This is a genomic window from Dyadobacter sp. HNCC25DJ183, assembly GCF_056895175.1.
In genome coordinates this window covers 537,844-559,778 of sequence record NZ_JBXHAP010000003.1, presented here as the reverse complement: position 1 = coordinate 559,778, position 21,935 = coordinate 537,844, and the positions used below count along the sequence as shown (strand labels likewise).

Below are 21,935 nucleotides of genomic sequence, written 5' to 3'. Positions count from 1 at the left end.
TGGTCAGCTTGTTAGATTTAAATGTGTTACAATCAGGAGTAATGCTAATGTTTTACAAGATAATAAAGGCGCGCTTGTAATTATCTGGTTTTGACCGTTGCCCTCATTCAAATGATCTAAGTAAGCAGGCTTTTAATACGCAACCTAACCAGCCTTTCTCAATTAAAACTCGCCCTAAATTCCAGGGGAGAAACGTTTGTCTTTGATTTAAACAACTTACTAAAAGACTGCGGATGCTCGAAACCGAGCTGGTAGGCGATCTCACCTACTGTCAGATCACTGAATGTGAGCACCTCCTTTGCTTTTTCGATCAGCTTATTGTGAATGTGCTGCTGCGTATTCTGGCCGGTCAGTGCGCGGAGCATGTCGCCGAGATAGCGGGGCGAGACGTGTAATTCATCCGAGAGATACTGGACACTCGGCAGCCCTTTCAGCAGGGCGGTTTTGTCATCGAAATAATTATTCAGCAATTGATCCAGCTTTTCGAGCAATGCATTATTGATTGTTTTGCGGGTGATAAATTGACGTTTATAAAACCGCTGGCTGTAATTCAACAGCAGTTCCAGCTGCGAAATCAGCACATCCTGGCTCAGGTCGTCGATCGCCGTTTCGAGCTCGTCGCCGATGTTGCTGCCAATGCTCTCTATGATCGACTTTTCCCTGTCCGACAAATGCAGCGACTCGGTTACCGAGTATGAGAAGAAGCCATAATGCTTGATTTTAGCGTCCAACGGATAATTTCGCAGAAAATCAGGGTGAACCAGCAAGGTAAATCCAAGCGTTTCTTCTGCCACCTGAATGCCCGTCAGCGGCTGGCCGGGAGAGGAAAAAAACATTCCGCCTACCTGAAAATCGTAAGTGGTTTGCCCGTATCGCATCCGGCAGCCCGCCGATTCGTTGTAGGTAATGTTATAAAAATCCATGACAAAAGTCTCGGCCAGCATTTCGGCAGTGATCCGCACCTTATTGAAATCGAGCAAGCTGATCAGCGGGTGCAAAGGTTGCGGCAGACCGAATGCGCGCTGCATTTCGGAAATCGAGTGATAAACGCGCGGTTTGAGATGTTCCCTTTTCATAATCACATAATGGTCTGCCGGCGCAAATCGTTCAGGCCTGCGCCGGCAGACCGTTTTAATTTTCAACAGCAGCTAATAGTTGTTTGATCCCGTCCCGAAAAGCTTCGTCGCCTTTAGCCAGGCGCAGCGCATACCATTCAATGGCATCGTCACCGCAAACATATCTCAATGTATCAGTACCGTCAGTTGCAGCGCCGTACACCACTTCGGCGATTTGCTCGGAAGTCGTCGGGGCGTTGCCAGTTGCCAGCATTGCTGTGAATTTGCCTATAATCGCTTCGTAAGCCGGATGCGAGGCAAACACTGATTTCGCCCCAATTTCGGTCGCCACCAATCCTGGTTCAATGGTTTTAATGCCGATCCCAAACTCATTCAGCTCGTAGGACAAGCTTTCCGCCCAACCTTCCAGCGCGAATTTGCTGGCATCGTACATGGAGCTTACCGGAAATGCCATTAACCCCGCGGATGAGCCGGTCGTGATAAAAAGTCCCGCTTTCCGTTCACGGAAATAAGGAATAAAAGCCTGCGTCACCCGTACGACACCGAAAAAGTTGGTGTCCATTTGCTGTACCAACTGCTCGTCGGTCATCGCTTCCAACGCGCCGAACAATCCATAGCCCGCATTGTTGAATACCACATCAATATCCCCCAAAGACAGCGCCTGCTGCGTTATTTCACGGATTCGCGCCGGGCTGGTCACGTCGAGCGGCAGCACGGTTACATTGTCCAGCACATTGAGTTCTGTTTCATTTTCAGGCTTGCGCATGGTCGCAATTACCTTCCAGCCTTTGGCCGCAAACAATTTGGCCGTAGCCCTTCCGATACCTGTTGAAGCACCCGTAATAAAAATCGTTTTTGTCATTTGTCTCACTTGTTATTTTCAGAAGACAAATTTCCGTGGCTCGGCGCGGGCGCTTGTAGTGGATGTGGAGATTGTTGTAGCCGAAATGGTCTTGTGAAAAATAGGGATGGTAATAAATCTGCGCAAGAAACTAGTACTCTTTTCAATTTTATCCGTTTTCTGACTTGGGTATCGCTGTATGATCGGCACAGCAGCGCAATCTAAAACGACTGAAAATATTCTCCGGACGGGCGAGTGTGTGCTGAATCTTCAGTGGATACGGACAAGACATAGTCTAGCATCGGCTGTGCACCTGTTACCGTTTAGCTAACTTCGTAAAACCAAATCAGGCTTTCGACTTTGATTCGAATAGTTCGAGAAGTTTTGGGTGGGAATTTGGAATCCTATGTGACTGTTTGGAAGGAGGTTACTAACTTGTAACACCGAGCGTCTGAAACTTGAAATTTGCCTTATGACACAACGCTTTTATTTTCGTGTAGGCTACCAGACATTAGAAATACGTTCACCAAAAGACATTATTAACTATGAAGACTGAAACCAAAAAACAAATCAAAGAGAAAGAGTTTGATACTGTTAAGGCTTTCAGATCCATAAAGGAAAGAATTTCAAACGACATTGCAGATATGAATTTTGAGCAGATCAAAGCTCATTTACAGAACAAGAAAGTGCGCATGCAGGATTGATAACTCTCCTTACAATATTCGGTTTGCACCATCGGCAAAACCATATTCAGTAATTGCAACTTGGATTAGCTCTTTCTGGCTGTCAAGAAGTTTGATCTCTCATGTAGATGAATGTACTTCATAAAACAAATCCTTGGATTGGAATAAAATTGATTGGTGTTTTGGAATTTAACTAAGTCGAATTAAAGCAAATTTGCAATGAAAATAGGACAACAGTTTAACAAGCTTTCAATAAAGGAATATATCTTCTACATAGATAATTACAAAAAATATACGGATTTTAATACGTTAGGGCTCTATCGATCGATCATTGAAAATGACAAACTAGATTCTATTGAAAAAATTGAGGTTAGAGAATATGCTCATAAAATGTTTAGGAAGTCGTTTGAATTTTTACAATTAAAAGATCCACAAACATATTTTGAAGTTGTAATGATCGGCATGGAACTAACAAAAGCAGATGAGCATAAGGTCTGGCAAGAAATCATTTCAAATCAGCAAAAGATACTTTCAACAAAAAGAATTAAGCATAGGAATTTTGGAGAATATTCAAAGCATAATTGCGGCTGGGATTTTTGTCCTCTAAACGGTCTTATGATTAGACAAGGCTCCATAATCTCCGAACGTTATATGCATTTCGATTCTGACAAAAATCAATATGCTGGAAAAGAAAAATCCGACAAGAGAAAAGTGGATAGAAAAAAAGAAAAACAAATCATACAAGCGCTACTGGGGAATGACTAATGTCTGCAAACCCACACACGAATGAAAACAACCCTCACCAAACCAAACAAGACAAACTAAAAGCCCTCATCGCCATCATCCTGGACAAAGTCGGCCCGTAAGTATCTGCAAATGGGCTTCACACCCTAGAAAAACCAGACAATCTGCACAGCTGCACCATAATTCTCCGGGTACAAGCGGCCAACGTCGGAGGCTAGTGACAGTTTGACCTGGAATCCGCTTAATAGCCGCGATTCGTTTGCCACACTGATCAATCCGGAAAACTGACGGGGATTTCCTTCGAAGGGGGAACCGTAAACGCCTGCATTGCTGGAATAGGAAAACTTGCCCAACCTGGTAATATTTCGCGCGAATGTTCCTTCCAGGCCCAGGTGCATGACCGAAACACGATTATTGCTCGTGAAAAAATTGGCATAATTCGGCCAGTTCCAGTTGGTGTAGGAAGTGGGTGTAATGAATGGCATGCCGATCGTTCAGTCGAAGTACGACCAGCCGTCACCCACCTGTCCGTTGTTCAAATAATCGTCTTTCCCACGCTTCCATTTGGGCAGGTTATCATCGGCATCGGCCTGCATCCAGAAAGGAGTCCGGCCAGCAGTACTTCCGATGGCAGAAAGTGTGAATTAGCTGCTGGTCGAATCCTTGTAAGTCGTTGTTCCCGGTTCGCTTTGTGCATAGACTACCTGCGGTCTAGCATCAGGCACATACAGATATTCCGGAAAAAGGTGCGTTGTATTCTCATAAATGAAGTGTAAAGCCTGTGCGCGGATCTTTGGCTACGCGTTTGGCTGGTCTGTTTTCCGGTAAGCCCAGTGAAAAACCTGCGGCAAAACGGTGAAGGACAATAACATACAGATCAAGAGCCCGCCAACAATCATAATCGCCAGCGGTTTCTGGATTTCGGAACCCATTCCGTTGGATAATGCGGCGGGTAAAAGCCCGAGCGAGCCCATTAATGCAATCATGATTACCGGCCGGATCCTTCCGTAAATCCCTTCCGAAATCGCCTGTTTGAGCGGCATTTTATTGAGCAGGTTATCCTTCATCACGTGGACTAAAATAATCCCGTCAATCGTACAAACTCCGAACAGAATAATAAATCCAATTCCTGCTGAAATTCCGAAAATAGTGCCCGTCGCCCAGAGCGAAAGGAAGCCGCCGATGAATGCAAATGGAATGGTGATCAGCGAAATAGCAGTGTCTTTTACATTGCCGAAATTCATATATAACAAGAAGACAATCAGCAGCAATGCAGCCGGAACGATTACCGCCAGCTGGGCAGTTGCGCGTTCTTTACTTTCAAATTCTCCCGCCCATTCTACCTTCGCATTTTTGGTAAATTTCACATTGCCTTTCACCACTTTTTGCGCCTCGGCAATAGTACTTCCCAGATCCCGCCCGTCGATACTGAACCCGATTCCGATGTAGCGGCTGCTGCCTTCGCGGTAAATAAATGCGGGGCCGGTTTTGGTGCTAATGCTCGCGATCTCTTTTAACGGTACCTGATGATCGTCGAGCGACGGGATCAGGATATTTCCGATTTCTTCTTCCGTATTCCGGTACTTTTCCTGGTAACGAACAGTAATGTCGAAGAGGCGATCATTTTCGTAAAAAATGGAAGCCGCCTTTCCGCCGATCGTCATTTCAATGACCGCCTGGGCATCAGCCATGGATACGCCGTGACGCGCCATGCGTCCTTCGTCGAGCTTGATGTTCAGTTCGGGCAGACCGATGTTTCGGTACACCAGAATATCCGCAACTCCTTCAACACCTTTGAGATGTGCGGCTACTTCGTCGGCCTGGCGCTCCATATCCTGCAAATCTTCGCCAAACACTTTCACCACGAGCGAGCTTTTTACACCGGCCACATATTCCTCCACATTATCCTGGATCGGCTGACTGAATCCGAATGTGATTCCCGGAAATGCACCGAGTACTTCCTTCATTTCGCGCAGCAATTCTTCCTTGGTAATCTTGCGCGTCCATTCACTTTCAGGTTTTAATTGAATGTGAAATTCATTGTTAAAAAAACCGGTCGGATCAGTACCGTCATTCGGGCGGCCGGTCTGGCTCATTACGAAAGATACTTCTTTAAATGAGCGCAAAGTATCGCGCAGGGTATTACTGGTTTTGACGGATTGTTCCAGGTTAATACTATTCGGCAAAGTCGCTCTGACATAAATAGCGCCTTCATTGAGTTTAGGAATAAATTCCGTCCCGTAGGTCAGAAACTTACCCACACAAACCGCAAACAAAACCACGAACGAAACCATCACCAGCTTTTTATTCCGGTCGCTCCATTGATAAAGTCTGAAGATATTGTTCCGGAAAAAATTGACCACCGGATTATCGATTTCCCGCACATTTTTTTGCAGCAACACCTTACACATCGCCGGTACAAATGTGAGACTGAGAATGAGCGAACCGATTAATGCATAACCCAATGTAAATGCCAGCGGCGAGAACATTTTTCCCTCTACTTTTTGAAAAGAAAAAATGGGCAGCAATGCGACGATCAATATAATTTGCGCGAAGAAAATATGCGGCGCCACGTGTCTTACACTGCATTTGATCAAGCCAAGTTTTGACATTTTATTGAACCGCGCGACACCCATTTTGAGCGAACTTCGTTCCAAGTCCACATAAATTTTCTCCACGATCACCATCGTTCCTTCCAGCAATAACCCGAAGTCAATTGCCCCCAACGAGATTAAGTTGGCAGGCAGTCCCTGAATGCGCAGCATGGTGATTGCAAATAAAAACGAAAGCGGGATCACGAGCGCCACGGTGAGGGTTGTACGCCAGTTGAACAAAAACACAAAAACAATCACCGAAACGAGCACGATACCTTCCGCCAGATTGTGCGTCACCGTATTTACCGTCGCATCCACCAGCTCGGTCCTGTCAATCACCGGGACGATTTTCACGTCCGCTGGCAAAATTCGGTTGTTCAGGTCGACGATCGTATTTTCCAGTTTTTCAATGACTTCGCTCGGGTTTTCACCGCGCAGCATCACGACGATTCCTTCTACAAGATCCTTCTCCTCTCCCAGCCCGACTTGCCCCAAACGCGGTTTTGCAGTGATTTCCACATCGGCCACCTGTTTCACGAGCACCGGCGTATTGCCTTTTACGTTGATCAGAATATTCTCAATGTCCTTCACACTTTCCAGCAAACCCATTCCGCGCACCACATAAGCCTGATCGCCTTTCTGGATCACATCGCCGCCGACACTGATATTGCTTTTTCTAACCGCATCGTACACATCGAGCGGCGTGAGGTTGTATTGGGCAAGCAAAGCAGGGTTTACGCGGATTTCATAGATTTTTTCCTCGCCTCCAAAACTCGCCACTGTCGCGACGCCCGGTACGCCCACCAGCTCCCGCTCGATCACCCACTCCTGCAAGGCAGTGAGCTCCTTGATCGGCCGCTCGCTTTTGATCACGTACCTAAAAATCTCCCCGGTAGCCCCATAAGGCGGCTCGATTTCAGCATCGGCACCGGCGGGCATTTCAATGTTGCGAAGGCGCGTGGACGCATATTGCTGCGCGTAAAAATCTTCCACATTGTCCTCGAACAAAACCGTCACCACCGACAAACCAAACAAGGAAATGGACCTGACCTGCGATTTTTTCGGGATCGTGTTCATTTCTTTCATCACCGGCAGTGTAATGAATTTTTCAACCTCCTCGGCGCTACGGCCGGGCCACTGCGTGATGATCCGCGCGCGGGTATTGGTTACGTCGGGGAACGCTTCAATGGGCGTGTGGAGGTAGCTTACCACGCCCACTACGGCCAGCAGGGCCGTCATAAAAAATATAATCGTCGTATTCCTTAGCGAAAAGGATACGATGCCTTGCGTTAATTTCTGCATAAATATCTGTTAGTTTTCCTGACTGAGGACTTCCGAAAAAAGGAGCAACTGGTTGTTGATCACCACCTTTTCACCCGCTGCGATGCCACTCTTAAAAAAGAGACGGTCATTATCTTTTACGTCGACCGTTACTTTTCGCGGTTCCAGCGTATTGTCAGGTTTCTGAATGAGCAGGTAGTTTTCGTTGTTGTAAAAAATCATCGCAACGGCGGGTACGCCCACTGCTACTTCTCCTGAATTTTTCTTCACTACGGCTTCAATCATTAGTCCTGGTTTCAGTTTCAGGCTTTTATTCTGCATTCTGATCCTTGCTTTGAGCACACGCTCCTGCGGGTCGAAAACCTGGGAAATGTCGGAGATCGTGCCTTCGAAAAAATCTTCGGGATAAGCTTTGGACTTGATCACAGCCTTCATACCGGTTTGTACAAAAGGAAGATCAACTGCGTATACATTTGTCGTCACCCAAACCTCCGACAAGTCTGAAATTGTAAACAGATTCGGTTCTGTATTGCTGATCTGCGTTCCGCCGGACATATTGTTCTCCACCACATACCCGCTCACCGGCGCTTTGATCTGGAATACACCTTTTTCAGAACTTGCATTATAGAGGGAGAGATTGGATTTAATTTTCTCGATTTCCGACTTCAAAATCTCTGTCTCGCTCTGGGCCTCTACCAGGTCTTTTTCCGACGCAATGCGGTCTTCAAACATCGATTTGGTCGACGCCAGTTTACGTTCCGCCACCTTCAACTGCGTTTCCAGCACGCGGCCTTGCGCATTCAACTCAGAAAGTTCTGCGCTGCGCATTTCGGCGAGTACCTGTCCTTTCCTGACGCGGTCGCCCAATGAAATGTAGGATTTAGTGATCACACCGGTGACCAGACTGGCATAGCGGACTACCTGATTGGGATTGTATTCAATCTGTCCCGTAAGCCGGATGGATTCCGTGATCGGCTCGATGACGGCAGGATAAGTCGTGATTTTGGAAGGCAGGAAAGCAGCCGCCGGTTTGGCTGTTTTTTCTGCTTCCTCCTTTCGCTCGTAACATGCGGTGAGCATGAGCGAAACGGCTGCGATTGCGATGAAAGTGCGATTTGACTTTAACATGGTATAGGTTAAAAGGATGGATTACTGGATTTCCGCGCCGGTTGCATAGATCAACTCTTCCCTGCTTTGCCGCAACTGGTTGATCGTCGTGAAAATCGTTTTCTTATTGGCGATGTAGGCGTCGAAAAAGTCTAGGTACTCGACCAGGTTGACATTGCGCTGGACAAAATAGCGCGTGTAAGCAGCAAGTACGTTGTCGAGTTCTTCACTGTAAGCCGCATCGAGATTCTGGTATGCAGTCAGACTTTTTTGCAGATTTCGAAATGCCACCGCCACTTCGGCTTCAATGCGTTTGGTAGTTTGGTCGGCCTGCACTTTGGCGAGATCAATGCCTATTTTACTTTCAAGTATGGCGCCCTGATTACGGTTAAAAACCGGCACATCGAACTTTACCCCAAACCCAAAAAAGTTGAGCAGGAAGTTACCGCCGCGGTCGTAGTTGATGCCCACATTTACATCGGGCTTGCGCCGGGCGTATTCATAATCGTACTTTCTCTGGGAATAGGTTTGCTGCAGAATGCTGATTTTCCCGTCAGGCCTATTGGCCGCCGCGGTGGCTGTCAGCTCACCGAGCGACAGGCTGGCTAATGCATTGGTATTGACCGTCTCAGGCGTTTCGATCAGCAGGTAACCATTGGCTGGCGTATGCAGCAGAATGGTCAGGTCTTTTTGTAAACCATTGATTTCCTTCTGCGTTTCCACCATCTGCTGACCGAGTTCCAGCTTCAAGGCACGCAGGCGGAACAGCTCGGGTTTGTTTACATTTCCCTGCTTGAACTGGTGTTCATAAGAAGCTACCAGCTTCCCGACCGCCTCACTTTGCGTGTCCAGCACATTCAGATAGGATTGCTGAAATGCCAGCTCATGCAATGCAGACCGCAGCTGCATTTTCAGCTCGCGGATCAGCTCACCGAAGTATTCCGCCGCCATATCCCGCGACACGGATTCCAGCGCAATGCGTTTCCGGCGCTTTCCGCCGGTTTCGATCAGCTGCGAAAGCTCCGCCGTGAACTCCCTGTTTTTAACAAAATTCCCGAAAAGTGGTGGAATGGTTTCACCGGAGGATAATTGATTCCGCGTTGCCCAGAGGTTTACTTCATCCAGACTGAATTCTGGATTCGGCCAGAGTTTAGCCTGGATAATAGCCGCCTCCGCCAGCTGAATGCTCAGCTTTTGCGCGATCAGATCGAGGTTATTGTTTAGAAATAATACCTCTGCTTCCTTCTGATTGATCCTTAATGTATCCTGGGCAAAAAGTTTTGATGACCCAAAAAAAGAGGAGGCGAGTGCGAGAAATGCGATAATATATACCTTCACAGAGATGCCTTGATGTTAAGGCACAAAACTATCGCGGCAACATTAGAGCATTCTTTGCCCTACATTATATCTGTGTGAGAGCTACATTAAAAGTAAATGAGAAACTAGATTAAAACCGGATCTGTATTTCGGTTCCTGCTCCCGGCGCAGAGTCAATTTTGAGCTGAATTTTATATTTGTCAAAAATCCGCGTGACGATCGCCATACCCAGGCCGTTTCCCTTTTGCCGCGCCGTATTGCTGCCCCTGTAAAATGGCTCTGAAATGTGTGAAAGGTCTTCGCTGCTGATCCCTATGCCGCGGTCCCGGATTTTGATTCCAAGGCTTTTATTTATTTCAAACAGCTCAATATCAACCGGTTTTGAATCCGAAAACTTGGCTGCATTTTCGATCAGATTATACAATGCAATATAAAGCTGCGTGCGGTTGCAGGTGAAAGTGAGTAAATCCGGCTGGTCTTCCGGGAGTTGCCAGAGTACATTGACTTTGGTTTCCGGGTATTCGGTTTTAAGCTGATCGAGCGCTTCCCAGAGAATTTCGTCGATGCGTTCGGGTGCATTGGGTTCGATAGTCTGCTGTTCCAAACCGGCCAATGTAAGCAGGTTTTTTAAGATTTTTTCAAGACGGTCTGCATCGGTCAATACCTGACCGCTCACGGATTGATATTCCTGCACAGACCTTTCCTTACTCAGCAAAACTTCCAGATTCCCTACAATGGAAGCGAGCGGACTTTTCAGTTCGTGGGATGCATGGCTAATGAAATTTTTCTGGATCTGAATGCTTTGGTAAGACTTATCGAGCATACCATTGAATTCTTTAAAAAGATCTTCAAGCTCATCTTTGGTTTGCGGGTAAGTCAGCATCTGCTTTTTCCCAGTCATATCCAGCGACTGCACCTGCCGGATAATGTCGCGGACCGGTCGGTAAGCCACCTTCGATAAAGTATAGCTCAGCACAACAATCACCACAATCCCGATCAGCAATGCAGTCAGCAGGATTTTCATAAATTCACTTTCCTGCGCATTCAAAGTCGGGTTATTGGCTTTGATAATCACACTGAATGAACCCTGATTATCACGATAATAAATGGCGTAGTAATACAGGTTGTCGACCTTAAAACTGTAATGGTCGCGGTCGCGGATGGTTTTGAGAATGTTGGCGGTAATATTGGTGTCCGGGTCGGCTTCGCCAAAATGAATGTTGCCTGAGCGGTCGTACAACCTGATTTCCTGGTCGGCGGTGGCGGTCAGGAATTTCTGCTCGATCCGGCTGTATTCCTTCGAGCTCATTTCGTCTTCTTCCAAATAGAAAATGGCAGTCAATGCTGCCTTCCGCGCCAGTTCTTCAAAGAAAATATTCTCTGCGGATTTGATAAAATTCAGATAAATCAACCCCGACGAAACGGTGAGCACCAGTCCGAAAACGAGGGAAGAAGCCAGTGTTAATTTATTCCTGATCTTCATTTTTGCGCCGCGATCATATATCCCCTGCCCTTCACGGTGCGAATCAGTTTTTCATCAAAATCATGGTCGATTTTGTTGCGGAGATAGGAAATGTAAACGTCCACTACGTTGGTGTAGGTGTCTGTATCCGCGCCCCACACCACCTGCAAAATCTGCGTGCGGGTAACAATTTTACCCTGATTTTCAAGCAAATAAACAAGGAACTTGAACTCTTTGGCAGACAATACAATGTCTTTTCCTGCGCGCTCCACCACATTGCTGTCAATATCCACCCGCAAATCGCCGCAAACCAGAATATGTTCATTCGAATAATGCAGCTCGTATCGCCGCCGGAGCGCATTAATGCGGGAAAGCAGTTCGGGAAAATGGACGGGCTTCACAAGGTAATCGTCGGCACCGATATCCAGCGCCTTGATTTTGTCCTCGGCCTCGCCTAATGCGCTGAGCATCAACACAGGCGTGTCAATTTTGCGAAAACGGATCAGCTCGGCCAGCTGAATACCGTCGATGCCGGGCACCATAATATCCAGGATAAAAACGTCCCAGGAATCGTTTTGTATAAAGTTTCGGGCTTCCACGCCATCATGCGCTGGCTGCACAAAATGACCAGCTTCCTGCAAACCCTTCTGCAAAAATTCGCTGATCCGGCGATCGTCTTCAACTATCAGTATTTTCATAAAATGGCATCCGTGCTACTTTGCAAACTTAGCAAGTTATCAACCGTGAAGGATACGCGAAGACCCGGAATGTTCCTTCATCCAAAATCTTTGCATAAATCTGAGGCGTCCGAATATTGTTACGTGATTTCTGGTGACGATGCAGACTATCACTGTTGACTGTGTCCAGCAATCTTATCTAACTTCCTAACCAACGCATCCGGCTGCTCGCGCATGGCATAATGCCCACCTTCCATTGCGAATATTTTCCAGCCGCGCGCACGCGCTTTGTTTAGGCCCATTTGGTCATTGAGCGGATTGGATTGGCCGTTTTTTGTCATGACAATGAATGCGGAGGGAATCCTTTTGGCCTGCGGGTTGGTGATTTCTAAAGATTCGGTGAAAGTTTTGATCGGCTGCGGAACATCTCCCGGGATCTGGCCGCTGGCTTTGCCAAATGGATACTGCATGAAACCATCTTTGATGAAGGGAACCATCACCTGTTCCCAGAGCGGGCCACAGACGTCCCGGGCGCTCTGGCCGTTGTCGGGGACCATGGCGTCCAGGTAAATGAGCTGGCTGATGCGGTCGGGGACCTGCTCGGCAACCCCGGAAATGACCAGTCCGCCGAAACTGTGACCCACCAGGATGACATCGTGAAGGTTTTCGTACCGAATCACATTGACGATGTCGGCGATGTAAGTGCTCAGGTTGACATCTGCGCTGGCCAGGTGCACCCGCTCACCCAGGCCGGTGAGCGTAGGCCGGTACACAATGTCTCCCTTTGTTTTAAAAATTGAATCGACTTTGGCATAATCCCAACCGCCCGACCAGGCACCGTGCACGAGCAGGAATGTACGAGGCTTGTGCTCTTGTGCCAATGCGGCGGTGCTGACAGTGAATGCGAGAATAAGAATGAGGTATTTCATGATTTTGCTTCAATGATGGTGATCAATGCAACAAAACTACCTACATTCACTTACCAAAAGATAGTTGTTACCTGTGGGTAAGTAGTTACCGCCAGGTAAGTAGCCTTTTCGAAATCTCTATGAAAAGTACAGAACCGGTTTGCCAGTACGAGCTTAAGGCTGCGCGGGATGCCATGGAGGTAAAAATGCTTTGAGACCAAGTAAACTAGAATATAAGCTTATAACCTGCACCACGAATGCTCATGAGCTGCACGGTTTCATCATCCTTCAACATCTTACGTAAATGGGACATAAAAACGTCCATGCTGCGCGCATTATAAAAACTATCATCCCCCCAGATTTTGAGGAGCGGCACTTGCCTGGGCATCAGGGTGTTTTTGTTTTGTAGCAACAGTTCCAAGAGCGCAGTTTCCTTGTAAGACAGCGCATACGTTCCAAGTGGTGTTATTAACTGCTGCGTGAGCGTATCAAACTCGCATCTGCCAAAACGCATGCGGGTAGACAGGCTTTCTGTTATCTGGTCCGAGCTGCCGAAGCGATGCAGCAATGACTCTATCCGAACGAGCAGCTCTCCTATGCTAAAAGGTTTTCTGAGATAATCGTTTCCGCCGCTCTTGAAACCCTTGATTACATCTTCGGTCAATGATCTGGCACTTAGAAAGATGATAGGAACATTGCTATTCTGCTTTCTGATATCTTCGGCAAGTGTATATCCGTCTTTTAGGGGCATCATGATATCGAGTACGCAAATGTCCGGCTGGCCCGACTCGAAAAGCTGTAATGCCTGCTGTCCATCAAGGGCCGTATCGACATCGTAACCACCATTTTTTAGACCATCGCCGATAATTTGTGCCAAGGTAGGCTCGTCTTCGGCATAGAGAATTTTATACTTCATGGTAAGATGGGAGAATAATATCAAAGGTGCTGCCTTTTCCCGGCTCGCTTTGAAGCTTTACCGAGCCGCGGTGCTTCTCAACGATTTGCTTCACGTAGTGCAGGCCCAGTCCCGAGCCCCTGACCGTATGTATGTCCGCGTTTTCAGGCACCCGGAAAAACCTTTCGAAGATCTGTTCCTGGTATAATCCCGGAATTCCCGGACCATTATCCTGAAAGCTGACATGGATATCTTCTAAGCCGCATTTGCATGAGATGTTGATCCTTACATTTTTGCCGCCATACTTCAATGCATTGTCAATGAGATTGTAAAAAACATTGATTAAATGCACCGGATCGCCATCGGTAAAGCAGGGTTCGCTGGCCGGGTGGTAAGTGATAACAGCACCTGTCTGCTCCTGTCGCAGCTGCATCGAAGAGACCACACTGGCTAATCCTTCCTGTACATCATACAATTCACGGCGCAGTGAAACCTGCCCGTTGTCGAGCTGATCAAGGTTGAGTACTTTGTCGATCATCAGGTTCAGGCGCTGTAACTCCGACTGGCTGATCTGAATATAATTGTTCAATTTGACCGGTTCCTGGACGAGATCGTAGCGGGTAATGGCATCAAGAGCAGCCTCAATGACCGAAACAGGCGTTTTTAATTCATGGGTCATATTGCTGGTAAATGCCAGCTGCGCTTGGGTATAAAGCCGCTGACTGTGCATTATTTTAAACAGAAAGAAAAAGGCGGCGCCGGTTAATATAAGCATGAGCAGCGATGAGCCGAGATAATAGCGCATCCGGTAAAGCACAACGCCATTGATGGATTGAACCGCCAGTTGATAGGTGTGCAGAAAGAAATTCAGGTTATAGCCAAATTGCTGGCTCCGATAGGCCGCTTGCTGCGCCTTTTTCCAGACAGCAGGAGACTCGGGCTTACCGCTGTCATAATCATATATTACATGATAAGTATCCAAATCAAGTTCCGCCCGCAGGCATTCGACCTTGACAAGGCTGTCCATTCGGGCCAGGTCGCGTTTATCAGCGGCCGTTATCGTTTGCAAAGTCTCGCCTTCGTCGTAAATACGAATTATTTTTCGGTGGCTTGCTCTGGGTTTATCATTGGCAATATGAATTCCAATGGTGACAATGGTGCTATCAGGCCTGATCTGCGAGCTGAAACTACCGCCAAATTGACGGTCTCGCAGTCGTGTAAAGGCCTGTTTGATTTGTAGCCAGTCTGGGGAAAGAAAAAAATTCTTGAAGTTTTCACTGTTCTCGTGCCCTCCGGCAACGCTCAGGTAATCGCTTTGACTTGCCGCGTTCGCCACGGCCTGGTCAAGGTCACGTTTTACCTGCACCTGTTGTGCGCGAAACAGCTGGTCAAGCCAAATAACCTGCAGGCCGACACTGGCCAGCATCACTAATGCAACAAGTGGATACGCATATCGGTTGGAAAGCCATTTCATGCCACTAAGTTCAGCATATTGCTGCATTCATGACAACGCAGGGCTACGATTTAACCATGTTTAACATTGCTTAACCCGCCATTAGGCAGGCCAAAGGTAGGTTTGCAGCATGAAAAAATTAGCAACATTTTTAATGATGATCCTGCCCTGCCTGGCCCACGGACAACTGCAGCTGCGAGGCCAAGTAGTGGATCAGGCAGGCAAGCCGCTCGATGCAGCAACCGTTATACTGATGCAAGGTGAAAAACAGATTGCGCTGGCGTTTGCTGATGCAGGAAACTTCAACTTGACCTTCCCGGCAGGCGGCACATACAGTATTGCTGCAAGCCTTGTTGGCTACCAACAGGTCCAGATGCTGGTGGAGCTTCCAAAAGACAGTCTTGTTCTCATCATGCAGCAGGACAACAAGCAGCTCAATGAAGTCACCGTTCTCTTCCGCAAGCCACTGGTCGAGCGCAAAGTTGACCGGGTAACATTTAATGTTGAGAACAGCATTCTGGCTTCGGGGAGCAGCGCCTGGGAATCACTCGGGAAAGCGCCCGGTGTTCAGGTTAATAGTAGCGAGGCAATAACTGCTAACCGTAAAAATGTACGTATATACATGGATGGAAAGCCGCTGAACCTTTCCGGTGACGACCTTTCTGCTTACCTGAAAGGCATCCCGTCTCAGCTCATTGCCCAGATAGAGGTTTACTCAAACCCTCCGGCGCAATTCGATGCGGCAGGGGCATCCGTTATCAATGTGATCACTAAAAAAGGCGGACAGCAGGGACTCAATGTAACCCCCAATGCAGCTGCAACCCAGGGAATCTACCTGGGACATAACAACAGCGCTACTTTTAATTACAGGAACAATAAGCTTAATCTCTATGGAAGTTACGGTTTTGCGCACAGGCATAATTTCCAGGATCATAATGTGGCTATCGACTACGGCACTTCTTTCTGGAGTAGCCCGAACCGTAGTATTTACAAGTCGGACAACCATAACTATCGTTTGGGAGCAGATTATCAACTGACCCCCAACCAAGTGATAGGCTTCCTGGTGACCGGAAGTAACCGCACCGGCTCTTCTGAAGGACATACGAAAACCCGTATTACCAGCAGTCCAATGGCACTGGATTCGACATTAAAAACGGACAACATTGCGACTACCAGGGGTAATCAATATGCTTATAACCTTAATTATAACATGAAGCTGGATTCCGGCAAGCAGAGCCTGAATATCGATGTCGATTACTCACCTTACCAAAGCAGGACGAATTCGTTTGCCGACAATATCTCATTTTTGCCCAACGGCCAGCAAACCGCGAGCCAGTTCCATATATTTACGCCCAGCGCCCAGCACATTGATATTTACTCCGGCAAGGCAGACTATACTTACCAGTTGTTTGGCCATTGGGAAGCAGCCTCAGGCGTAAAGTATAGCAGTACAAAGAGCCGTAATGATTTTGATTATTATAATCGGAGCGAAACAACACTAACGGCCATTCCGGCGAACTTCAACTATTTCATATACCGCGAAAAGACCGCTGCCGCCTACACTTCACTGTCGGGAACCTTTGGGCAATGGACGCTGCAAGGCGGATTACGGGCTGAGCTTACCCGGGTAAAAGGTTACTCCATAACATTGGATTCATTGAATGAGCGCAGCTATTTCAAAATATTCCCCACTGTATTTGTCCAATATAAAGCCAGTGAAGATCACCAGTTACAGTTCAATTATGCATACCGGATTGAGCGTCCCGAATACAACCGGTTGAACCCTGCCAAACGGTATGCTTCACCATTTAATTTCTATGTTGGTAATCCCTCCCTGCAGCCTGCATTTGTACACAACGCCGAGCTAACCTATACTTACAAGCAGGGATATAGCATTACAGCTTACTACACCACAACACAGGATGTTTTCACCAACATCAATGTGCAGGACAATCAGACCAAGCTTTATTATGGAACACAGGCGAACCTGGGTTTGAGCGCGAATGCAGGTGTCCGTTTATCAGCAGCATTTCAGCCGGGCAGCTGGTGGGATATCAATGTAACGGGTGGGGCTTACAGACTGCGGGAAAAATCAGCCTATCTGTCCAGCGCATTCGACTATCACCTGTTTTCTTATGATGCGACCCTGATGCAGTCCTTCACCATCCATAGCAAGGCAGCAATAAAGGCGGAGATCAGCGCGACTTACAATGGGCCCGGCATTCAGGGGATTTACTGGGCAGGGCACAATTCGCAAGTGGGCGCAGGTGTAAAAACAAACGTCCTTCGCGGCGCAGGCACATTGCGGCTGGCTGTTAATGACATTTTCAACACTTTCAATAATAAAATCCGGATCAAATATCTCGACCAGAAAAGCAATTTCCTGCACCACGCCGAAAGCCGTAACCTGTCTCTGAGCTTTTCATATCGTATCGGAAATAATGTAACTGCTTCCCGAAGCCGAAGTACAGCCAGCGAAGAGGAGCGAAAACGTGCACAGTGACGCATCTCTTTCACCTGGTTAATAAATTTTTGATTTAAAAACGCTAGAAACGGCCGGATTTAACTTAGGTGAAAAAACAGGCGATCTTTTCAGGAGAACTTTGGATCAACAAAACTTAAAAAACAATAACAAAATGAAAAGATCAGCAAAAGCACATTGGAGCGGCGATTTAAGTACCGGTCATGGCCAGTTATCAACAGACAGTAATGTCCTGGATAAAACACAATATTCATTTAACACTCGTTTTCAAGATGGCATCGGCACAAACCCCGAGGAGTTGTTGGCAGCAGCACATGCAGGCTGTTTTACCATGGCATTAGCCTATGCATTGTCACAAAAAGGAACGCCTGCAAATGAGCTGGAAACCAAAGCATCTGTAAGTGTCGACCTGGCCAAAGGTGGAATTACCGGCATAGAACTTACGCTTAATGCCGCAGCAATCGAAGGCGTACCGGCCGATTCATTCCTGGAAATCGCAAATGATGCTAAGCTAAACTGCCCTATCTCAAAGGCGTTAAGTGGTGTATCGATCAGTTTGAAAGTTACTTACGGCGAGTTACAACCAGCTATTTAATTAAACTCTAAAAACAGAGTCCGGCAATGTGCCGGGCTCTGTTTTTTTAATTGTGTACATCATGTCAATAGGAAATGAACATAGCAAAAATGAAGGATCCAGATCACAGAGTAAAAAAGCCATAGCCATATTTTTGCTTTTGACTTTTGCTTTTAGCGTTGTTGTCTGGGTATTAACGATTCGCTCAGGCGAAGGCCGGATCAGTGGCAGAATATTTGGCTATGGCATTATGTGGTGCCCGGCGCTGGCAACTGGCTGACGTGCAGAATCATGAATTACCAAATAAGCGATCTTGCCTGGCGATGGGGCAAGCCAAAATACCAAGTATGGGCGTATCTCACTCCTCTTGCTTACTCTCTGATCGCTTACCTGCTTATATGGCTAACAGGCTTGGGAGGATTTTACAATAAAGAGTTTGTTACGGAAGCAGCAAAATCCATGGGCTGGGCTGGTTTATCTCCCGGCGTGTTCATCCCTTTATTTTTTGTGATTAATGGGGTTATTGGCCTTTTCGGGAGCATGAGTACAGCATTAGGTGAAGAGATCGGCTGGCGCGGATTTCTGGTACCCCATCTTCATAATATTACCGGTTACACCTATACCTCATTGATTAGTGGTATGATCTGGGCCATTTGGCATTACCCTCTTATTATTTGGGGACATTATAACGGTGGCACCCCAATCTGGTACGGGCTGAGCTGTTTTACATTAGCAGTGGTTAGCGCAAGCTTTATCTATACCTGGTTCAGGCTGAAATCAGCGAGCCTGTGGACAGGTGTAATGCTGCATGCAAGCCATAACTTATTCATCCAGACTTTTTTTACACCTATAACCATTGTTTCCAGCAGCCGGACCCATTATTTCATAGACGAATTTGGCGCTGCGCTTGCAGGCGTAACCCTCCTTGCAGCGATTTACTTCTGGACCCACAGGAAAGAAGTGCTATAAATGTGCTTGTTAAGCAGTGTCATTGTTTTTTATCCGCTTCCTTATCCTGCTCAGGGATGGATTTGTTATACCTAAAAAAGAGGAAATGTGATAGGCTGGAATACGCTCTATGATATTGGGGTGTTCTTCCAGCAGCCGCAGATATCGCTCTTCATGCGAAAAGAAGACAAATTCTTCTGTGCGCGTCTGGGCGTAAGAGAAGAAAAGTTCTGCCAACAGCCTTCCGAATTTCGCCCAGTTGGCATTCGTTTCATATAAACTATTAAGGTCCTTGTAGGAAATAAAAACGATTTCAGAATCTTCCATCGCTTCTATGAAATACCAGCAGGCTTTTTGAGAAATAAAGCTCCTGAACGAAACGACAAACTGATTCTCTGAAAAGAAAAACAGGTTTTTGTCTGTATCTGTTTTCGGATCATGATAGTAAATGCGAAAGATTCCTTTTACGACTAATCCCAAGTCATTGCAGACCATGCTTTGCATATTAAAAAAATCCCCTTTTTTAATCGTCCGCGGCTTCCAGAAGGATTTCCCCTGTTCAATGTCCTTATCTGTTAAAGAAGCAAAATCCCGCAAGTGCCGGGCGATAATTTCATTCTTGTCACTCATAATACATCATTTATTGATACAAAAACTGCGATAGCTGAAAAGCAAAAAGGATCATTTTACGGCAAAGCAAATTTACAAATGAGCCGTGGTTTCCAGCTTATGTGCATCAGAAATAGTGCGCCGGTCAGATCAGACCGGCGCATGAAAAAGCCTAATAAAAAACTCAGCCATGGACAGGCGTATTTTTAATTGTTTTGCTTAGACGGAAGGCCGCCAGCAAGAAGTAAAACGCGCCAAAAGCGGCGTAACCAGCCAGGGTATTCACCACGGTTCCGGGCGTATGTGCTTTTAGAAATATTGACACACCGGCCAGCATAGACTGACCCCCACTAATAATCATTGGCCATTGACCGTCCATTTGTTTACGTCTGTGCAAGCCTAAGATCAGTTGTATCAAACCAGTCAGGATTGCCCATGCGCTAAAAACGATTAATGCCTCGGCAATACCCTTTTGTAGGGCCACGGATACTGCAACCGTTGTGATGATGCCAATGACAACGTTTACATATTGCGGTGTTTTGTTGGCAGAAGGTGGGTTCGACCTGATATCAAAAAACGTTGCGATCACGTCCCATACCGGATAGATAATGAACAGGACCATTGCGATAGAAGCATTTGTATTGGCTAAGGTTGTTACCAACAATATCCACACAATGGAAAATGCGGCGCGTGTGAAATAAAGTGTCCGCAGCGATTTGGCGGTTTGAGCAGTCTCATTGGAGAAGGCAGTGCTGAATGTGTCCGGTGATTTCATGACGTAATGTTTTGTTTTTGTTACGTCAAAGGTCAGTGCTAATTACCTGCCTGTTTTTCACCTAAGTTAAAATCATGAAGAAATACTTAAAGATTCGTCATTCATTTATTTAGCTGACGGTCTTGGGAAACCGATTATGCATCTGCGACAAAGAAAAAAGCGCCCTTTGGAGGCGCTTTTTGATCCCGCTGGGATTATAATTTCTGAAGTAATAAATTGACTATCAAAAAGTTGTGTCCTGTCAAATCTTGTGCTCACCTGGGCGCTCACCAAATTGTCGTAAGTGGCTTGCAATTGGGTCAAATATAATAAATCCAGAGATTGTTCTGCCAGAGACATCGTGAACAATCTGATTTTAATGAGCCTGTTAAATTGATTCTTGATTCTCAGGTGTCCAGGATATCGGAACAATCCTTGTCTGCATGCTACTGCTTGTTTTAAAAACGTATTTAATTTGACCAACGAAAGTTTTTTCAGGGAACTTTGAAAATAGCACAGGCTTGGTAAGAGATTCTATCCTTTCAAAGTCCTGGTCGCTTTCAAGATAATTTTCATTAAGCTTAATAATCACAGAAATATATTTTGATGGACTGTTTTCAATTTGGTCATAAACTCTAATGTTCGCTGTCAAATACTGACCGAGGCTGTCTGCAAAAAGCTTTTCCGCCTCTTTGCTTGATTGGTCGTCATACGAGGACTCAACAAAGTCTATCTTCTTTTGTTCAATCGGCGGCATAAGAGCTTTAAAGGGTAGTATTAACAACAGCATAATTCCGTATGCTATCACAACTGGGATCAGTGCCTGCCCAATTTCAACCTTTGGTTGTTCAATTGCTCCGTCAAATACGACTAACTTGGTTCCCGCAATTCTGTCGCCAAGGCGTCTATTGGAATTTGTCAATGCTACTAATACTTCAACAGGCCATAAAACAATTGACAAATTGCGTATGAAACATTTCATTGGGCTTGCGACCAACCCTGTTTCATTATCAACGACTTGCAGCTTCAAAATTCGCTTTGCAATGCTCTGACCATTAATACAGTCTTTACAAAAATATAACGCAAAGCCTATTAGATTGACGTATAGGAATGTTCCGCCCAAAAAGTCAATATTTTGTTGTTCGTGTGTTACTTCAAATGCTCGTGCGAAGGTGAAAATCATTCCTGGTAGGTAAAACACCATGGCGATCATAGTCATAAAGAAATGATCTAGTAACATCGACCCCAGTCTAGTGCCTACGGAAATTTGTTTGGACATATTGGTCATTATTTTAACTGATAAGGGATCGTGACAAATATAGTAGTAAACTATCGGTGAAAATGAGAGGAATCGAGATTTTCACTGACGGGAGTTCTAGGTTCATCGACATTGCTCTCCCACTAGTTTGAGCGATCGAGGGAGCGCAGTGGCATCACGTCTATGTAGCTCGTTTCGATGGTTAATAGGCTTTTTGCCTCAGGGTTTAGAATAAACCTCATTGCCAGAGCAACTGGGAATATTTATAAAAC

General features: G+C 46.3%; 19 protein-coding genes. 5 read left to right on the top strand and 14 right to left on the bottom strand.

The window, feature by feature from the left end; translation table 11 throughout:
* Positions 1-158: 158 nt before the first annotated feature.
* Both AC1XTG_RS09885 and AC1XTG_RS09880 read right to left on the bottom strand, forming a co-directional pair.
* Positions 159-1,076: a helix-turn-helix domain-containing protein gene (locus tag AC1XTG_RS09885; protein ID WP_484841847.1), complete on the bottom strand. Its 918-nt coding sequence runs from the start codon at positions 1,074-1,076 to the stop codon at positions 159-161.
* A 55-nt stretch (positions 1,077-1,131) separates the two neighbouring features.
* Positions 1,132-1,938, bottom strand: coding sequence for an SDR family oxidoreductase (locus tag AC1XTG_RS09880; RefSeq protein ID WP_484841846.1), 807 nt, complete (start codon positions 1,936-1,938; stop codon positions 1,132-1,134).
* Positions 1,939-2,462: 524 nt separating this feature from the next.
* Here AC1XTG_RS09880 and AC1XTG_RS09875 point away from each other — a divergent pair.
* Both AC1XTG_RS09875 and AC1XTG_RS09870 read left to right on the top strand, forming a co-directional pair.
* A complete protein-coding gene (locus AC1XTG_RS09875; protein WP_484841845.1) occupies positions 2,463-2,621 on the top strand; it encodes a hypothetical protein in 159 nt (52 codons plus the stop codon).
* Positions 2,622-2,819: 198 nt separating this feature from the next.
* Positions 2,820-3,365: a hypothetical protein gene (locus AC1XTG_RS09870; protein WP_484841844.1), complete on the top strand. Its 546-nt coding sequence runs from the start codon at positions 2,820-2,822 to the stop codon at positions 3,363-3,365.
* 125 nt (positions 3,366-3,490) lie between these two features.
* Here the strand turns inward: AC1XTG_RS09870 and AC1XTG_RS09865 are convergent, their stop codons facing one another.
* The 9 genes from AC1XTG_RS09865 to AC1XTG_RS09825 form a co-directional block, all read right to left on the bottom strand.
* Complete coding sequence (locus tag AC1XTG_RS09865; RefSeq protein WP_484841843.1) at positions 3,491-3,829, bottom strand: hypothetical protein; 339 nt, start codon at positions 3,827-3,829, stop codon at positions 3,491-3,493.
* A 312-nt stretch (positions 3,830-4,141) separates the two neighbouring features.
* Positions 4,142-7,240 (bottom strand): efflux RND transporter permease subunit, encoded by a 3,099-nt coding sequence (locus AC1XTG_RS09860; RefSeq protein WP_484841842.1) that lies wholly within the window; start codon positions 7,238-7,240, stop codon positions 4,142-4,144.
* Between the two features lie 9 nt (positions 7,241-7,249).
* Positions 7,250-8,347, bottom strand: coding sequence for an efflux RND transporter periplasmic adaptor subunit (locus tag AC1XTG_RS09855; RefSeq protein ID WP_056289013.1), 1,098 nt, complete (start codon positions 8,345-8,347; stop codon positions 7,250-7,252).
* A 21-nt stretch (positions 8,348-8,368) separates the two neighbouring features.
* Positions 8,369-9,664, bottom strand: coding sequence for a TolC family protein (locus AC1XTG_RS09850; protein WP_484841841.1), 1,296 nt, complete (start codon positions 9,662-9,664; stop codon positions 8,369-8,371).
* Positions 9,665-9,773: 109 nt separating this feature from the next.
* Positions 9,774-11,126, bottom strand: coding sequence for a sensor histidine kinase (locus AC1XTG_RS09845; protein WP_484841840.1), 1,353 nt, complete (start codon positions 11,124-11,126; stop codon positions 9,774-9,776).
* Entirely contained in the window at positions 11,123-11,803 is a 681-nt protein-coding gene (locus AC1XTG_RS09840) for a response regulator transcription factor (protein ID WP_484841839.1), read from the bottom strand. The genes AC1XTG_RS09845 and AC1XTG_RS09840 overlap by 4 nt, the downstream gene beginning before the upstream one ends.
* Positions 11,804-11,952: 149 nt before the next feature.
* Entirely contained in the window at positions 11,953-12,711 is a 759-nt protein-coding gene (locus tag AC1XTG_RS09835; RefSeq protein ID WP_056289032.1) for an alpha/beta fold hydrolase, read from the bottom strand.
* Positions 12,712-12,916: 205 nt separating this feature from the next.
* Complete coding sequence (locus AC1XTG_RS09830; protein ID WP_484841838.1) at positions 12,917-13,606, bottom strand: response regulator transcription factor; 690 nt, start codon at positions 13,604-13,606, stop codon at positions 12,917-12,919.
* Positions 13,596-15,059, bottom strand: coding sequence for a sensor histidine kinase (locus AC1XTG_RS09825; protein ID WP_484841837.1), 1,464 nt, complete (start codon positions 15,057-15,059; stop codon positions 13,596-13,598). Before AC1XTG_RS09825 ends, AC1XTG_RS09830 begins: the two co-directional genes overlap by 11 nt.
* 109 nt (positions 15,060-15,168) lie before the next feature.
* Here AC1XTG_RS09825 and AC1XTG_RS09820 point away from each other — a divergent pair, with 109 nt between their 5' ends.
* The 3 genes from AC1XTG_RS09820 (at position 15,169) to AC1XTG_RS09810 (ending at position 19,063) form a co-directional block, all read left to right on the top strand.
* Complete coding sequence (locus tag AC1XTG_RS09820) at positions 15,169-17,541, top strand: TonB-dependent receptor (protein ID WP_484841836.1); 2,373 nt, start codon at positions 15,169-15,171, stop codon at positions 17,539-17,541.
* Positions 17,542-17,674: 133 nt separating this feature from the next.
* Positions 17,675-18,115 carry an OsmC family protein gene (locus AC1XTG_RS09815; RefSeq protein WP_484841835.1) on the top strand — a complete coding sequence of 147 codons (441 nt, stop codon included), beginning with the start codon at positions 17,675-17,677 and terminating at the stop codon, positions 18,113-18,115.
* 270 nt (positions 18,116-18,385) lie between these two features.
* Entirely contained in the window at positions 18,386-19,063 is a 678-nt protein-coding gene (locus tag AC1XTG_RS09810; RefSeq protein WP_484841834.1) for a CPBP family glutamic-type intramembrane protease, read from the top strand.
* Positions 19,064-19,072: 9 nt separating this feature from the next.
* Here the strand turns inward: AC1XTG_RS09810 and AC1XTG_RS09805 are convergent, their stop codons facing one another.
* The 3 genes from AC1XTG_RS09805 to AC1XTG_RS09795 all read right to left on the bottom strand — a co-directional run bounded on the left by AC1XTG_RS09805 (position 19,073) and on the right by AC1XTG_RS09795 (position 21,684).
* Entirely contained in the window at positions 19,073-19,672 is a 600-nt protein-coding gene (locus AC1XTG_RS09805; RefSeq protein ID WP_484841833.1) for a Crp/Fnr family transcriptional regulator, read from the bottom strand.
* Positions 19,673-19,835: 163 nt separating this feature from the next.
* Positions 19,836-20,426: a hypothetical protein gene (locus tag AC1XTG_RS09800; protein WP_484841832.1), complete on the bottom strand. Its 591-nt coding sequence runs from the start codon at positions 20,424-20,426 to the stop codon at positions 19,836-19,838.
* 367 nt (positions 20,427-20,793) lie between these two features.
* Positions 20,794-21,684, bottom strand: coding sequence for an RDD family protein (locus AC1XTG_RS09795; RefSeq protein ID WP_484841831.1), 891 nt, complete (start codon positions 21,682-21,684; stop codon positions 20,794-20,796).
* Positions 21,685-21,935: the final 251 nt, after the last annotated feature.

Excerpts from the sequence above, each read along its gene's own strand:
- AC1XTG_RS09885 (WP_484841847.1), bottom strand. The coding sequence starts at position 1,076 with ATGAAAAGGGAACATCTCAAACCGCGCGTTTATCACTCGATTTCCGAA.
- AC1XTG_RS09880 (WP_484841846.1), bottom strand. The coding sequence starts at position 1,938 with ATGACAAAAACGATTTTTATTACGGGTGCTTCAACAGGTATCGGAAGG.
- AC1XTG_RS09875 (WP_484841845.1), top strand. The coding sequence starts at position 2,463 with ATGAAGACTGAAACCAAAAAACAAATCAAAGAGAAAGAGTTTGATACT.
- AC1XTG_RS09870 (WP_484841844.1), top strand. The coding sequence starts at position 2,820 with ATGAAAATAGGACAACAGTTTAACAAGCTTTCAATAAAGGAATATATC.
- AC1XTG_RS09865 (WP_484841843.1), bottom strand. The coding sequence starts at position 3,829 with ATGCCATTCATTACACCCACTTCCTACACCAACTGGAACTGGCCGAAT.
- AC1XTG_RS09860 (WP_484841842.1), bottom strand. The coding sequence starts at position 7,240 with ATGCAGAAATTAACGCAAGGCATCGTATCCTTTTCGCTAAGGAATACG.
- AC1XTG_RS09855 (WP_056289013.1), bottom strand. The coding sequence starts at position 8,347 with ATGTTAAAGTCAAATCGCACTTTCATCGCAATCGCAGCCGTTTCGCTC.
- AC1XTG_RS09845 (WP_484841840.1), bottom strand. The coding sequence starts at position 11,126 with ATGAAGATCAGGAATAAATTAACACTGGCTTCTTCCCTCGTTTTCGGA.
- AC1XTG_RS09840 (WP_484841839.1), bottom strand. The coding sequence starts at position 11,803 with ATGAAAATACTGATAGTTGAAGACGATCGCCGGATCAGCGAATTTTTG.
- AC1XTG_RS09835 (WP_056289032.1), bottom strand. The coding sequence starts at position 12,711 with ATGAAATACCTCATTCTTATTCTCGCATTCACTGTCAGCACCGCCGCA.
- AC1XTG_RS09830 (WP_484841838.1), bottom strand. The coding sequence starts at position 13,606 with ATGAAGTATAAAATTCTCTATGCCGAAGACGAGCCTACCTTGGCACAA.
- AC1XTG_RS09825 (WP_484841837.1), bottom strand. The coding sequence starts at position 15,059 with ATGAAATGGCTTTCCAACCGATATGCGTATCCACTTGTTGCATTAGTG.
- AC1XTG_RS09820 (WP_484841836.1), top strand. The coding sequence starts at position 15,169 with ATGAAAAAATTAGCAACATTTTTAATGATGATCCTGCCCTGCCTGGCC.
- AC1XTG_RS09815 (WP_484841835.1), top strand. The coding sequence starts at position 17,675 with ATGAAAAGATCAGCAAAAGCACATTGGAGCGGCGATTTAAGTACCGGT.
- AC1XTG_RS09810 (WP_484841834.1), top strand. The coding sequence starts at position 18,386 with ATGAATTACCAAATAAGCGATCTTGCCTGGCGATGGGGCAAGCCAAAA.
- AC1XTG_RS09805 (WP_484841833.1), bottom strand. The coding sequence starts at position 19,672 with ATGAGTGACAAGAATGAAATTATCGCCCGGCACTTGCGGGATTTTGCT.
- AC1XTG_RS09800 (WP_484841832.1), bottom strand. The coding sequence starts at position 20,426 with ATGAAATCACCGGACACATTCAGCACTGCCTTCTCCAATGAGACTGCT.
- AC1XTG_RS09795 (WP_484841831.1), bottom strand. The coding sequence starts at position 21,684 with ATGTCCAAACAAATTTCCGTAGGCACTAGACTGGGGTCGATGTTACTA.